11 protein-coding genes are annotated in these 14,130 nt (G+C 66.8%); 5 read left to right on the forward strand and 6 right to left on the reverse strand.

Features of this window, described 5'->3' with window-relative positions; genetic code table 11:
- From HV742_RS26695 to HV742_RS26715, 5 genes are all read left to right on the forward strand, one after another.
- The coding region (locus HV742_RS26695) for a DUF2345 domain-containing protein (protein ID WP_175146802.1) at positions 1-208 on the forward strand (208 nt) is incomplete at its 5' end.
- An 8-nt stretch (positions 209-216) separates the two neighbouring features.
- Positions 217-1,185: a DUF4123 domain-containing protein gene (locus HV742_RS26700; protein ID WP_175146803.1), complete on the forward strand. Its 969-nt coding sequence runs from the start codon at positions 217-219 to the stop codon at positions 1,183-1,185.
- Entirely contained in the window at positions 1,178-1,957 is a 780-nt protein-coding gene (locus HV742_RS26705) for a DUF3304 domain-containing protein (protein ID WP_063580023.1), read from the forward strand. The genes HV742_RS26700 and HV742_RS26705 overlap by 8 nt, the downstream gene beginning before the upstream one ends.
- The gene (locus tag HV742_RS26710) at positions 1,950-4,250 is read left to right on the forward strand and encodes a T6SS phospholipase effector Tle1-like catalytic domain-containing protein (RefSeq protein ID WP_175146804.1); all 2,301 of its coding nucleotides are present in this window, start codon (positions 1,950-1,952) and stop codon (positions 4,248-4,250) included. The genes HV742_RS26705 and HV742_RS26710 overlap by 8 nt, the downstream gene beginning before the upstream one ends.
- A complete protein-coding gene (locus HV742_RS26715) occupies positions 4,247-5,035 on the forward strand; it encodes a DUF3304 domain-containing protein (protein ID WP_063580025.1) in 789 nt (262 codons plus the stop codon). Before HV742_RS26710 ends, HV742_RS26715 begins: the two co-directional genes overlap by 4 nt.
- A gap of 36 nt (positions 5,036-5,071) precedes the next feature.
- Here the strand turns inward: HV742_RS26715 and HV742_RS26720 are convergent, their stop codons facing one another.
- The 6 genes from HV742_RS26720 to tssJ form a co-directional block, all read right to left on the reverse strand.
- A complete protein-coding gene (locus HV742_RS26720; protein WP_175146805.1) occupies positions 5,072-5,461 on the reverse strand; it encodes a hypothetical protein in 390 nt (129 codons plus the stop codon).
- Between the two features lie 29 nt (positions 5,462-5,490).
- Entirely contained in the window at positions 5,491-5,985 is a 495-nt protein-coding gene (locus HV742_RS26725) for a hypothetical protein (protein ID WP_211485659.1), read from the reverse strand.
- Between the two features lie 127 nt (positions 5,986-6,112).
- Positions 6,113-11,221 (reverse strand): type VI secretion system Vgr family protein, encoded by a 5,109-nt coding sequence (locus tag HV742_RS26730; protein WP_175146806.1) that lies wholly within the window; start codon positions 11,219-11,221, stop codon positions 6,113-6,115.
- Positions 11,222-11,246: 25 nt separating this feature from the next.
- Entirely contained in the window at positions 11,247-12,026 is a 780-nt protein-coding gene (icmH, locus tag HV742_RS26735) for a type IVB secretion system protein IcmH/DotU (RefSeq protein WP_054416622.1), read from the reverse strand.
- A 52-nt stretch (positions 12,027-12,078) separates the two neighbouring features.
- Positions 12,079-13,425 carry a type VI secretion system baseplate subunit TssK gene (gene tssK, locus HV742_RS26740; protein ID WP_054416621.1) on the reverse strand — a complete coding sequence of 449 codons (1,347 nt, stop codon included), beginning with the start codon at positions 13,423-13,425 and terminating at the stop codon, positions 12,079-12,081.
- Between the two features lie 75 nt (positions 13,426-13,500).
- Complete coding sequence (gene tssJ, locus HV742_RS26745; RefSeq protein WP_231132838.1) at positions 13,501-14,118, reverse strand: type VI secretion system lipoprotein TssJ; 618 nt, start codon at positions 14,116-14,118, stop codon at positions 13,501-13,503.
- Positions 14,119-14,130 lie beyond the last annotated feature (12 nt).

Raw genomic sequence — 14,130 nt, forward strand, 5'->3', positions numbered from 1 at the left:
CCGCATCGCCACGGCGGCCGGCGCCAGCATCGTGCTCGAAGGCGGCAACATCACCGTCACCGCGCCGGGCCGCATCGACGTCAAGACCGGCAACAAGCAGTTCGCCGGGCCCGACCGCCTGCCGTATGCCTTCCCCCAGTTCACCGTCTGCAAGCAGTGCGTGCTGGACGCGCAGGATGGCGTGCAGTCGATCACCGACAAAGCATGAGGGGCGGCATGATGAATTGGGAGTCGCGCCTGAGCGACACGCTGGCCCAGGCCATTGAGCTGGCCGCCGATGTCGGCGCCGCGTTGAATACCTTTCTGCTGGTGGATTTTCGCGGCCACGCCGAACTGGCAGCGCCGATCCGGGCCAGCGCGGATCTCAGCCATGGCTCGATCTGGGTTGGCACCGAACTGGCGATCTACGAAGACATCGCGCCGTTGCTGATCGAGGTCGATGACCTGACCCGTTTCGAACTGTCGCGCGACCCGGGCGAGCCGCGTACCTCGGAATTGCTGCGCCTGCTGAAGCGGCTGCACCAAAGCGATAGCGGCGCGTATGCGCTGACCCATCTGGTGTCGCCCTTGCCGCTGGCCGAACTGATGGCGCACTTCGCCTATTACGGGGAGTACGGCCTGCCCGATGGCCGCGAGTACTACCTGCACCTGTACGACAGCCGCATCCTGGACCGCGCCTTCCAGGTGTGGACGCCGGCCGAGCGCGCGCGTTTCCTGGCGCCGTTCAATCTGCTGCGCTACCCGCGCCGCGACGGCACCCTGGCGCAGTGGACCGGCCCCGGCCAGCGGCCGGCCGACGATGCGCCCCGACAGCAACCGTTCACGCTGGCGCAGCACCAGGCGCTGCTGGAGCTGGACTATCCGGACAAGCTGGCGGTGCAGATCCGCCGCATCTACCTGGGCGTGCTGGGCGAACTGCGGCAGGATGAACTGGTCGAGCGCGTGACCGAACAGATGGCGCGGGCGCGCTCATACGGCATCGCCAGCGAGCGCGACATGCTGGACTATGTGGCGTGGGGCATCACGATTTCCCCGCGCTTTGACGAACACGAGGCGATTGCGCCGGCGCTGCGTGCCTTCCAGGGCGAGGGGCTGTCGCAGGCGCTGGCACATGTGCCCGACGCGGTGTGGGATGGGCTGCTGCGGGCGGAGCAGGAACGGGAACAGGGGGTTTTGAATGCGTAAGGGCTTGGTCATTCTGTTGATGTGGCTGGGGATGCTGGCGGGATGCAATGGCGAGCCTAGCTACAAGGGACTCTCGTTCGTAACTTACAACTACACGCCTTGGGATTTGGATCGTGTCGAGGTCACGGATAAAGAGGGAAACTCGGCCACTACAGGTGCCATCATCGCGGGTGGCGGGGAAGGTTCGGTGACCTGCTGCTATCACCTCAAGGGCACCGATTTCAAGGTGCAATGGCGTGGGGCGGACGCGGAGGAGGCCCGCCAACACATGTTTGACGGCAAGTTGGAGGAGGTGATCTTCAACAAGGAGACGCCCGTCCGTTTTCCCGCGGCCGAGATTCCGCCGGGTGATGGGCCGCTATATCTGGAGCTGCACATCTACCCCGACGAGCATATGGAGCTGGCACTGAGCCGCAAGTTGCTGGGGCAGGTACGCATTCCGATCGTCGAGGTTACGCGTTGGCTCTATGCCCAGCATCGTGACGCTCTGGGCGACTATCGCAGTAGTGCCGAGGTTCGCAGGGTTGTCGCCAAGGTGACCAAAACGGCCTGGACGAAATACCGTCTCGAGGATAAGCAGGACCTGCAGGAATACATGCTGCTGTATTTCACCGTGGCATCGAACTTCAACACCGACCCGGACATCGCGGCGCTGCTGGCCAAATCTGGTCGCCAGCCGGGCGACTTTGCCAAGGCCGTGCAGGCCTTGCCTGCGGACAAGATCGCGCATCTGAAAGCTACGGGAACCGCTCCGGGAGACAAGAATGGCTGACCGCCTGTCGCCGGTGGATCGCACCCCCGCCACCGTGCTCAAGAAAATGGCCGAGAACGAGGCCGCCTATCCGAAGCAGGACTGCCAGGAATGTGGCGCCGTGATCCGCATCGGGTTCTTCTTCGACGGGTTCGGCCGCAGCCGCGATGTCGATAACAAGCATCCCACGTTCTACTCGAATATCTGTCGGCTCTGGGAAGCGCACTATGCTCATGACGACGAAGATCGCCCCGTGAATCAGTATTGGTTCCGGTTCTACTATTCAGGACTGGGCACGGAGTTGAATGCGGACGCCAAGAATGACGATTTGATATACGGAGCGACCACCGCCGGAAAAAAAATCCTGAGCGAAGCCGCGAAGAACGCCAAGAACGCTGCCAAGAACATCACCCGCACCGACGAGATTCCGGAGACGGATGCGCTCAAGCGCTTGCGCAGCGCTACCCAGAAGATGATCAAAGAGGGCTCGTTTCAGCCGGTGGTCAAGGCGTACAAGGATGTGGTGAAGGACGTCAAGACGCTTCCCGACAAGGTGGTGCGGATCTGGAATGCCTGGGACCCGGAACGCCTGGTCAATCGAGCCAAGGGTACGGTGCGTGGTTTCTGGGCAGGCTTCAAGAAAAATCCCTTGAAAGTTGGTTGGACCGCGGCCAAGGAAGTCGCCAAGACCACGGCGCTGGAAGGCGTACCCGTCATTCGTGACAACGAAACCGTGGCCTACCTGATGGGAACCGGTGTTGACGTGCGGGTCGATGCGGCGCTGCGCCAGTTGCGTGCGGTCCATGAGGCGGTAAGCGCCGAAATGAATAACGTGCGGCGGATCGAGATTTCGGTGTTTGGCGGCGATCGGGGAGGCGTCATGGCACGCCAGTTCATCAACGACGTGGTCAAGAAGTACCGCCGTCGCCATGACAAGGATCTCGTCTTTCCGGGCGTGAATGGCGCGCGCGAGGCTGAAATCCGCATCCGCTTCCTGGGGTTGCTCGATTCCGTCTCGTCGATCATGGATGAGAATACCTTCCTGGGTTTTCTGCCATTTACGGATCTGATCAAACAGACTCACAAGGATCGTACGCTGACGGTGCCAGGCGCAGTCGAAAAATGCGTCCACTTTGCCGCCGCGCAGGAGCTGCGTGCCAACCAGCGTGTGGATAGCCTTGAGAAAACCCGGGGTGAGCAGTATCTCTACCCCGGGTCGAGCGGGGATGTCACGGGTGTCAGTCCCGAGGGGTCGCTTGGATCACGCGGCGAGCTGTCGCGGGTGCCGTTGCGCGACATGCTGAATCTTGGCCTCTGCCACGGCGTGGGCTTCTACAGCATGGAGCAACTATTCGACAAGCGGGCGCTGACTTATGCCAAGTTCAGCATGGCTGCGTCTATCCAGGATGGCGGCCAGACATACCATATCAACGAGTTGGTTGATGCCTATCGCAGCGTCGTGAAATACGAGCCCGGCATCGACTTCATGCCCCACATGGAAGTCTTCCTGCGCTGGCTCGCCGTCCGCTACCAGGACCCCGTCTTCAAGAGCGAACTGTCTGATCCCGCGGAAAAGTGGATCAAGGATCGCGATTTCTTCACGCCCGAACAGGAATACAACGAAGAACTCCGCCGCGTGTCGGCGCTGTCCCGCGAAGAGCGGGCAAAGCCCGAAAACACGGCTCGCCTGAAAGAACTGGAGGCGCTGAAGGACGAACGCTGGGAGCGCGCGGCGGCCAGCCGTGGCGAGTTGCCGCCCAAGCGGTTCAAGCCGTTGTGGCAGCGGCTTGAGGAGGAATACCGGGCGCTGGAAGATGCCGAGCGCAAGGATGCCGAGAACGAGCGGCGCAAAGACGAACTCCGCCGCACCAATCCTGAGCTGGTGCGCCGCATCGAGCAGGTGAACCAGGGCCCGCGCGATATGCAAAAGATGCGCAACGACATCATCGTGCGCAATGGCGGCAAGTTGACCGACGAAGACCAGCCCAAGGACCCGTTCGCCGACATGAAGGCAAGGCGGGCCACCGAACAGCGCCTGCTGAACGTATGGCGCGAAGCCAGCGCCGGCAAGAATCCGCTGCCGCCCAAGGTCATGGCGCTGTTCGACTTCCTGGTGCACGACGCCATGCTGAGCAGTTGGCCGGATCACCTGCTGGCCAGCACCACGCTGTACTTCCGCACGCGCGACAAGGACATTTTCGGCAAGACCGATTTCAAGGCCGAGGAGGCGAAGATGAAGAGCGACACCGCCGCGGCGGCGCGCGTGGACCAGATGCGGGCGAACCTGGATAGTTTGGCGCCGGCCCGGCCATGAAGCGGCGGCACGCAAGCCGGGTTTTCGCAATCGCATTGCTGGCGGCATCGGCCGCTTGTGGCGGCGAGCCCGAGTATCGTGGTCTGAACCTGATCGCCTACAACTACACGCCGTGGGACATCGACACCATCCTCATTTCCGACAAAGCGGGGCGGACCGCCAGCAGCGGCGCCATGGGTGTTGGCGGCGGCGAGGGATCAGTGACCTGTTGCTACACCTTGAAGGGCACGGAGTTCACGGTTCGATGGTCAGGTCTGGATGGTGAAGAGGCGATCAAGCATCTCTATGACGGTACGATGGACAGCTTGCTGTTTCGCAAGGAAACCAAGGTCCATCTCGACCCGACGCCCATACCCGCTGGCAATGGGCCGTTGTACCTGGAACTGCACATCTACCCCGATGAGCATATGGAGCTGGCCCTGAGCCGCAAACTGCTCGGCCAGACACGCTTCCCGTTGGTCGACACGACGGACTGGCTTTACCGGGAATACCGAGGCGCATTCGAAGATTATCGGGATGGCGATGAGGTCCTGCGTGTGCTTGGCAAAGTCGCCAGGACGGCCTGGATCAAGTATCGCATCGTGGAGAAGCAAGACATGCGCCAATACATGCGCCTGTATTTCACCGTCGCCTCCGACTTCGATACCGACCCGGAAATCGCCGCGCTGCTGTCGCAACCCGGCCGCCAGCCAGGCGATTTCGCCAAGGCCGTCGCTGCATTGCCGGTGGCGACCATCGCACGCTTGAAAGCCCAGGGCACGCCGCCGGGCGACAAGAATGGTTGAAGCCGACGCGGTCGCAACGCTCGGGCTACCGCGTATTCACGATTCGGACTGCGCCCCTGAGCACCGCAGCCATCGCCGCAACCCGTTCCACAGCCAGTGCTTGACCCTGCCTCCATAGGCCCAGGACAGCACCATCAACCCCAGCATCGCCACCACGTAATAATCCGTCGCCCAGGGCGGCACCGGATTCAATTCATGGATCCGGTCGAGGATCGGGTGAAACGGCAGGATTTCGCTGGCGGCCAGCAGGCTGAACACCAGGGCCAGCAGCGGGCCGGTGAAATGGGGCCGCTCGCCGTGGGTCGCATCGTCGGCCCAGTACCCCCAGTGGATGAAGCGCAGGACCTGGATCGCCACCACCAGCGCGGCGATGCCGACGGCCAGCGCTATGCCGCCGATGAGCAGAAGGATTTCGAGCGGGAACATGCTCAGCCGGGGGCAGCGCCGCGCCAGGGCTAGGGCGCCGCCTGCACTTCGATCGTGACGGTATTGGACCGCACGCCGTTGGACTCGATGTACACCTCGTATTTCGCCGGCTCCGTGGGCAGTCCCACCTGCGCCGCCAGGTCGGTGCTGAACTGCGTGCCGACGCTGATGCCCGGGCTGATCGGGATGCCCTTGGGCGGGCGCGAGCCCGGGATCTCGTCGACCTCGACGCCGGCGCGGGGCGGACGGCGCTTGTATTCGTAGGCCACGCCTTCGTAGGTCTTGCCGGTCTGGGTGTTGACCGCCACGAAGCGCGGCAACTTCTGATTTTGCGAGACGGGGATGATGCCCTGCGCGCATACCGGGATCACTAAGGCGCCGGTGGCCTGCGGCCGCACGCGGGTGGGCGCGGCGATGTTCAGTTGGTCATCGCTGCCGTGGTTGGGCGGGATGCAGGCGTGGTCCAACACGGTGCCGATGGGGGCGGTGGCGAAGGCGGGCGGGTCAATCCAGTCGGTGGTCATGGAAGCGGTCTGGGTAGCGGGTTGAGAGGGGGCGCGCGGACCGCCGACGGTCCGCGCCGACGCGGGCAGGGCGGAGAGCGCGGCCGCGAGCAGCAAAACCAGGGCCGGCGCCGCGCGGCGCCAGCCGTCAGAACGTGGGCCAGCCACCGGACATATCCACTTTGCGGACGGCCTTGGCGCAATGGACGCAGAAGCGGATGCTCATGCAGTCGGCGCCGAACATGACGCAGGCGCCAGTGTCGGCATCGCTGAACCGGTTCGCAGGCAGGCCCTGATGGCAGTGGTTGCCCCACTTGGAATAGAAAAACGGCCCCTTGTCGAGTTTGGACGAGTCCATGTCGGCTTCGTCCGGATGCGCCTGGACCCATTCCGGGCCGCTGGGCGTCATGCCGATCAGGTGGCCGATTTCATGGACGAAGGTCTCCTGCTGGTAGTTCATCGTCACCGGGTCCCAGGGGGACATCGCGGCCACGCACAGCAGGTTGGTGTTGTAGAACGCGAGACCGGCCGCCGCGCTTTCCATGAGTCGCACGCGCAACACGATCTTGCCGGCCGTGGGCACGGGCAGCAGCCCCTCAAGGCGTACGTTCACCGCATGGCAGGCCTTGGGCTGGGCCGGATCGTAGGGGACCGGCGTGACCCGATCGCGTGACACCTCCGCGCGTCGCACGCCGGCGGCCGGGTCGGTGTACTCGAACAGGCATTCCAGGAACCAGTCCTGGGCCGGATCGATGTTGTACCAGAGGAAGCTGACGTCGCCGGCGGCGTCGGCGAACTGGACCTGTGTGCTGCCGGCGCCCGGGCCCGCGTTGGCGCGGATGTAAAAGGGTTGCACCGGCTTCGGCGTGGCGAGCCGGTCCACGTGGCAGGCCACGATGGTGTACGGCTCGCGCTCGGCGCCCTGCGATTGGGCGTAGACCGACCGTGCCGCGCTGCGCAGGCGGGCATCGTCAGCGCTGTTGTCGTAGATCACATCGTAATTGGCCTGGCCGCGCGTGGTCAGCGGCGGCAACTGCACCACGTCCACGCCGTGCCGCGCGTACTCGGTCGCGGTCGGCTGGAAGCCGTGGGGGCGTTGCATCGGCTCGGGGCCGGGCAGCATGATTTCCTGGATGTACAGGCGCCTGACCGTTTCCACGACCTCGGTGGAGATGATCTGGTTCTTGTCGTTGACCACCTCGAACAGATAAGTGTTCAGTCCGGCGGCTGGCAGCGCGATATCGTCGACGATCTTGGTGCCGTCCGGATCGGTGACGTAACTGTAGGAGCGCTGGTTCGGCTCGCGGTAGAGCGGCTGACGGCTCAGTTCGCGCGCCGAGTACACCGCATTGCCCGGCCGCGGGCTGACCTTGACCGTGAAGCGGTGTTGGCCGGCCTTGTCGAAGCGCACGCGGATCTTGGGCTTGTTGGTCTGGCGGTCCAGGCTGGTGAGCGCCTGGCCGTCGTTCCAGCGTTCCTCGGCCTGCGGCAGGTTGACGTATTGCAGCTTGGCGCCGCTACGCGCCTGGTAGGCCGAGGCCACCGTGGTGGCTGGCCTTGGCGTGTCGCCCGCCGGTTCGCCGGTGGCGCCGCCGGGCACCCGCGCGGCGCCGGGCAGGTTGATGCCGGCCGCTTCCATCACGCGCCGGGCCAGGCCCGGATAGGGCGAGTTGGCCACCGCGGGGATGTTCATGATGGCTTGCGCCACCTTGGGCAGCGTCACGCTGGAAATGCTGGGCGATTGCAGGATGGCGCCCACCACCGCCGGGACCGCGGAGTGGGTCAGCCCCGGCGTGCTGAGAATGGCGCCGGCCACGGCGGGCAGGTTGCCCTGGGTGACGTCCGGCATCGACAGCAGCGTGTTCACGGTGGAGCCGAGCGCCGCGCCGCGGTCGCCCATGACGCTCATGGCCTGGGTCATCATCGGGCCGATGGCTGCGCCCACGCCGCCAGCGGATGTCGACGCGCCCGCCGCGCCACCCGCGGATGCCGAGGCACCCGCCGCGCCAGCGGCACCGTCCGAGGCGCCGGACAACATGCCGCCGGCTTTCGAACCCAGCGCGGCGGCCTGCGATGCCATCGCCGTGGCCTGGCCGGCCATGGCGCCGGCCTGGGAGACCGCGTCGGCGGCGTTGGCCAGGCCGGCAGGCATGGGCACGGCGCTGGCGAGCGCGCCGCCGGCGCCTTGCGTCAGGGACGCGGCGCTTTCACTTACCAGCGATTGCGTGGCATTGCCGGCGGCCGAAGCGGCGCGCCCCATCAGCGACGGGGTGCCGCCGCTCATCAGCGACGGCGTGACCGCGCTCACCGCGGACTGCGCCATGCCGCCGGCCTTGGCCGCGACGCCCGAGACCAGGCCGGAGCCGGCTTCGGTGACGGCGCCCATGGCTTTGCCGGCCATCGCGCCCAGGTCCTGCACCGGCTTGAGCACGGCGCCGGCCATTGACTTGGCTTTGGCCAGCATGCCGGAAGCGGCCGTCAGGCCGCTCGAAAGCGCGCTGGCGCCACCGGCCAGGGCCGAGCCGGGGCCGCCCGCGGAAGTCGCATCGGCGGCGGCCGGCGCGGCGGCTAGGGCGTCCGAAGCGCCAGCGGCATTGAGCGCCTTGCCTGAACCGCTCAGGGCCTGGAGCAGCGCGGCGGGCCGGTGCACCAGTTCGGCGGTCACCAGCATCGGGTCGCCGACCTGGCTGGAGGGCAGCGCGGGCAGGGCGGCCGCGTCGCTGGCCGGGCCGATCAGGTTGTGCGACGCGCCCTTGACCGAGAACATGCCCGGTCCTTTGAAGAGGATGTCGCCGCCGTCCATGACGATGGCGCCGCCCGCGGCCTGCAAGGTGATGCGGGTGTTCGCCAGGATCTCGATGCTGTCGGTGGTGGAGGTGATGGTGATGTCCTGGCCCGCCAGCATTTCCAGCATGTCGGTGTGCGCGTGGATCGACACCGGTGCGTTGGCGGCGATGGCGCGCAGGCCGCCGTCCTGCACGAACAGGCTGGTGGAACGGCCCGAGGCGCTGGCGAAGGTCTGGCGCGCCGCGACGTGGCCGTCGGCCTGGGCCGTGGCGTGCAGGTTTTCGCTGGCATGCAGGATCGCGCTGGCGGGGGTCGCCAGGTTCAGGGACGAGGGCGCATCGACCAGCATGCGGGCGCCATCGATGCGTTCGACCGGGTCGGTGCCGCTGCGCTCGTTGGCGCTGGCCTTCACCGCCTGCTGGCCGCCGACGCTGCCGGCATAGCGGCCGTCGGCCTTCGGGTCCAGCGCCTGGATCAGCGGGTTGAATTGTTCGTTGGCCGCCAGCGCGCGCGCCTGGCTCTGCGTGGCCAGGTTGTCGATACGCTGCGCGGCATGTTGCGCGCCACGCAGCAACAGGAGCGCTTCCTGCGCATCGGCCTGGGTGGAGCGGGCGCTTTCGCGGGCGTTGGCCGACAGCAGCATGCCCTGGCCCGAACGCACCACGGTCCAGGCGTCGGAACGCAGTTCGAAGCCCGTGCCGCGCCATTGGCCGCGCGAGGCGTCGTCGGCGCCTTGCTGCACCAGATAGCCCAGCCCCAATTGCGAGGCGGCGATGGAGCTGGACAGGCGCGTGCGCACCTGGCCTGCGGTGTCGTCGAACAGCCACTGGGTGTGGCCGCTGCCGTCCAGGCCCTGGCTGTGCCAGCCGCTGAGCGTGCCGGGATGGTTGGCATCGGCGTCCACGCCCGCGCTCCAGGGCGGCAGGTCGCTGTCGTTGTACAACTGCGCCACCACCACGGGCTGGTCGATGTCGCCGTCGAGGAATTCCACCACGACTTCGGTGCCCTGGCGCGGCAGGTGGTGCGCGCCCCAGTTCGGACCCGCTTGCGCGCCGGCCACGCGCAGCCAGGTGCCGGAGCGGTCGTCGCCGGGCGCGTTGCCGGCGTCGTCGCCGTGGCTGCGGTGGCGCAGCCCGCCCGGCAGCGGCCGTTCGCCGCGTTGCCAGGGAAATTGCACCTTGACGCGCAGGTCGCGGCCGGTGGTCACGCTGGCGTCCTGCGCCGTCACCACCAGCGCGGTCACGCCCTCGGGGGCCGTGGGCCGGGCGCGCCAGGCCGGCAGCAGCGCGGCGGCGGCCGGCTGCGCGCCGAAGTTGTTGCGATAGGCGCCGTGCTCCAGATCGGGCGTGTCCAGCGCCTGGGCGGCCTGGCTGCCCAGGTTGTTGGCGGCCTCGTGCTCCACCCACAGCAGGGTGTAATGGTTGCCGCCCAGCTCGTCGCCCGGGGCGGCATCGCCCTGCGCGTAGCGGTCGTGCTGGGTCAGCGCGAAGACGTGGCCCGGCAGCATCTGGCGGGCCGAGCCGCCGCCCTCGAATTGCAGCGCGCGCGCTTCGTGCGCCTGCAGGCCGCGGCTGGCCAGCTGCTCGGCCGTGGCATCGTCGGGATGGCGGCCGTGGCCGTCGTAGTCGTAGTCTTCCAGCGGCGGCAGCGCGCCGGCGTCCAGGGCCGATTCGGCATGAGCGCCGTGCGCCAGCAACGCGCGGTCGTTCCAGGCGACGCGGGTGACCGTGTTGGCGCGCAGCGCGCGCGCCGCGCCAAAGCGCGTGACGCTGTCTTCGGATTCGGTGGCGTCGCTGCGATGAAAGCGCAGTGAGGCGGCGGGGTTGGCCGGCCGCGCGGCGCGGGCGTCGAACACCACCAGGCGGTGGCGCGCGCCGCCGCCGTCGGCCTGGCCGTCGCCCTGCTGGTGGTCGAAGCGAAAGCTCAGGCCGGCCTCGGCCATCAACCGCAGCACGAAGTCCAGGTCGGTCTCCCGGTACTGGGTGCGCACCGGGCGCGGCGCCAGCGGTTCGGTGATCTCGAAGGCGAACGCGGCCAGCGGGTAGTCCGCGAACACGTCGGTCAGGATGTCGGTGACCGACTTGTCCTGGAACACGAAGCTGTCGCGCCGCAGCCGCAGCGTGGCCAGCCAGGGCGCGGCGTGCAGGCGGTAGCGCGCCAGCCCGCCGTCGGCGCCCAGCGCATCCACGCCTTCCACCACCGCGTGCCAGCGGCGCTGTCCGCCATCGGCCAGCAGCAGGCCGACGCTGATCTCCTTGCCCAGCAGGGATTCGATATCCAGTTCGGCGGACGAGGACAGGCAGTCCAGCGTCAGCGCGAACAGCTCGGACACGCCTTCGCGCAGATGCATGCGTTCGACGGCGAGCGCCTCGCCCAGCGGGGTTTCGACGCGCAGCAGGCGGGCGTTCTGGGACAGCGAGGCAACATTCAGGCTGCTATAGCCCGCGGGCGGGGAGGAGCGATCGATCATGGTGCGTGGCGGTGTGCGTGAACCTTCAGGGCAGCGAGATGGTCAGGTGGGCGGCGCGGGGCCCGAGCTTGACGATGTCGTGATAGGGCGCCATGGCGGTCTGCATGTCGCCGTTCAGGAAGTGGGCCATGCCCAGGTAGGCCAGCAGGCCCAGCAGGGCGAACAGCGCGCCGATGCTCCACAGCGGCACATCGCGCTTGAGCGTGTGGGCGATCTTGTCGGGCAGCGGCCAGTGCGGCGCGAAGCCGGCGCGCTTGCCGCGCAGCAGGGCGATCTCGTCGCCCAGGCGCGCGGTCAGGTAGCCGAGTTTTTCCTGGCCCTCGATCATGTACTTGCCCTGAAAGCCCAGCAGCAGGCACATGTAGAACACTTCCAGCGATTGCAGCCGCGGCGCGCCCTGGGCGCGCAGGTCCTCCAGGCGCGTGAAGAAGTTCTCGCCGGCCAGCTGTTCGCCGAACAGCGTCAGTTGCAGCGGCTGCAGCATCCACGCGTCGCGGATCGAGAAACCGGAATTCAGCACGGTCTCGTCCACGGCGGCGCAGAACGCGTACTTGGTGGCGTAGACGTCCTCGGCCGGGATGTCGAGCTTCTTGGCGCTGCGTTCGAAGTCCGCCAGGAACTGCTGCACCCGGGCCGAGAACGACGCGGCGCTGGCCGGCTCCTGCCCGCTCTTGAGCAGGAACAGCATCAGGAAACCGTCGTACAGCAGGTCCAGCAGCGATTTGGCGGGACGCGAGCCGTAGAAATCGGCGGCACGGGGAGGGAGCGAGGCTCCGGGCATCAGAGAGGGCGCGGCGGCGGTCATGGCGGGCTCTTTCAGTAAGCGTCGGGGTGGCGTCGGGGCGGATGGGCGCCGGTCAGCGGGTGACGGCGATCAGGTCCAGTTTCAGTTCGGGTATGCCGGATGGCGCGTAGATGGCGATGCTGCGCGCCTGCAGCATGCGGTCGTACAGCGAGCCGCGCGTCTGCAAGGCGAAATAGCAGGCGCCGGGCTTGACCGGCACCGCCGGGGGCACCTGCGGCGTGTAGGCCAGCTGCACGCCCGGCATGGCCGACAGCACCAGCTTCTCGACGTCGTCGGGCGCGCCGACCTTGAAGCGCAGCGGCACGGTCTCGGCCAATTCGCTGGCGGGCGTCGCGGCCGACACCGACAGGTACAGCGCGGTGGTTTCGTCGAGCTTGTCGGAATCGAGCCGGCCGACGTGGAACGACGGCCGCAGTTCTTCCAGCACGATCGAGAAGTAGCGGGTCGAGATGACGGTGTCGAGCAGGTCGCGCAGGATCGTGTCGAGCTGCGCGAAGGCCGCGCCGGGCTGTTCGTGGCGGTACACCGGCAGGTCGGCCAGCGTGTGCACCTTCGAGAAGGTCATCAGCGCGCCGGCCAGCCGCAGCATTTCCTGGAACAGGCGCTCCGGATGCAGCTGCGGGTTGTGGAACAGGTGCGACAGCGCCGAATAGGCTTCGTTGGCGGTATGCAGCAGCCAGAACGAGGCCACGTCGCCCGAGCGGAACTCGATGATGTTCTTGTTGGGTTCGCGGTGAAAGCCGTACAGCGCATTGACCTTGGCCTGCAGCGCGTCCAGCAGGCGGCGCAACTGCTCGAACAGCGCGCCGCAGGCCTGCACCGTGAGGCTGGGGGCGATGAAGCTGGTGTCCAGTTCGTAACCGGCGCTGGCGGTGCGGCGCACGCGCGCCACCGGCAGGGTCAGCAGCGCGTCGCGCGGTTCGTGCTCGGACAGCAGCCGCACGTTCTTGCGCAGGAACGCCAGGTCGGCGGTGCTGGCGTTGGTGTAGAGGTCCGGCGCCGGGCTGTCCTGGTGCGCGTAGCGGGCATCGAAGCCCTGCGATTGCTGCGCGTCGCGGTAGTTGCCGCCGATGTCCTTCATCGGATGCAGGGCCAGGTAGAACACGGCCTCGCTGGCGCCGTCGAGCCCGTCCAGCGCCACGGCCGGCGGCAGGTCGTCGTTGTGCGGCGCGTTGTAGATCTCGCCGTCGGGAAAGATCGCCGACAGCTCGGTGGCGCGCAGCATGCCGTTGGCGAGCGCGGCGGCATCGAAGCGCGCCGCGCGCAGGCCCCAGGAATAGGGGTGCAGCGCCCGGCTCATTTCCGCCAGGCGGGCCTCATGGTAGGCGTCCTGGCGCTGAAAATGCTGGGGCCGCAGGAACAGCCCCTCTCCCCACAAAATCTTCGCTGAATAACTCACGTTGGCGGGCTCTCGTTATTGACTATCTATATATAAAGAGGACGTTTCGGTGAACGCATCCGGCTCGCGCCGGATTCAGTTCGGGCATTGCAACGAACCGAGCCGGGACGGATCGAACGCGGGCATGCCTGGCGGCACCACGATCTTGCCGGTGGCGACCGTCATGGCGCAGGCATGCGCGCCCAGGACGATGCCGGTGTCCTCGACCTCTTTGACCTCGAACACATATTTCCAGCGCTGCGGCGCGGGCGCGTAAAACAAGGCGGCAACGGCGATATACGCGGCGCCTTTCGGCACCTTCTCGACGTTTTCGAAACGCTGGCCTGGAGTCAGGGTGATTTCGCGCGACGCGATCAGACTGTCGCCCAATGCCGCCTTTTCCTGCGCAGTATCAACCAATTGCGTGAGCGGTGCGCGCTGAAATGCCTCGGCATTCTTCAAATAGTATGCTTTCGTAACGACGGCGGTTGGCTGGCCGCTGCTCGCATTCAAATTTTCTCCGGCGTGTATCGCCAATTTCACGTCCGTGGGCGCATTCGGGTCCTTTTTCAGGCCCGCCGCATCGAGCGCCGTGCCGGTGATTCCGGCCACCGCGCCAAGGGCGGAAACCGCCGCACAACCAGTAATGACGGGGGCTGCCGCGATAAGCATCGTGGCGGCCAGGCATCGCGATAAATTGAGATGTTTTGACATGGCTCTTTATAC

This window comes from Achromobacter ruhlandii (genome assembly GCF_902859695.1).
Lineage (GTDB): Bacteria > Pseudomonadota > Gammaproteobacteria > Burkholderiales > Burkholderiaceae_B > Achromobacter > Achromobacter ruhlandii.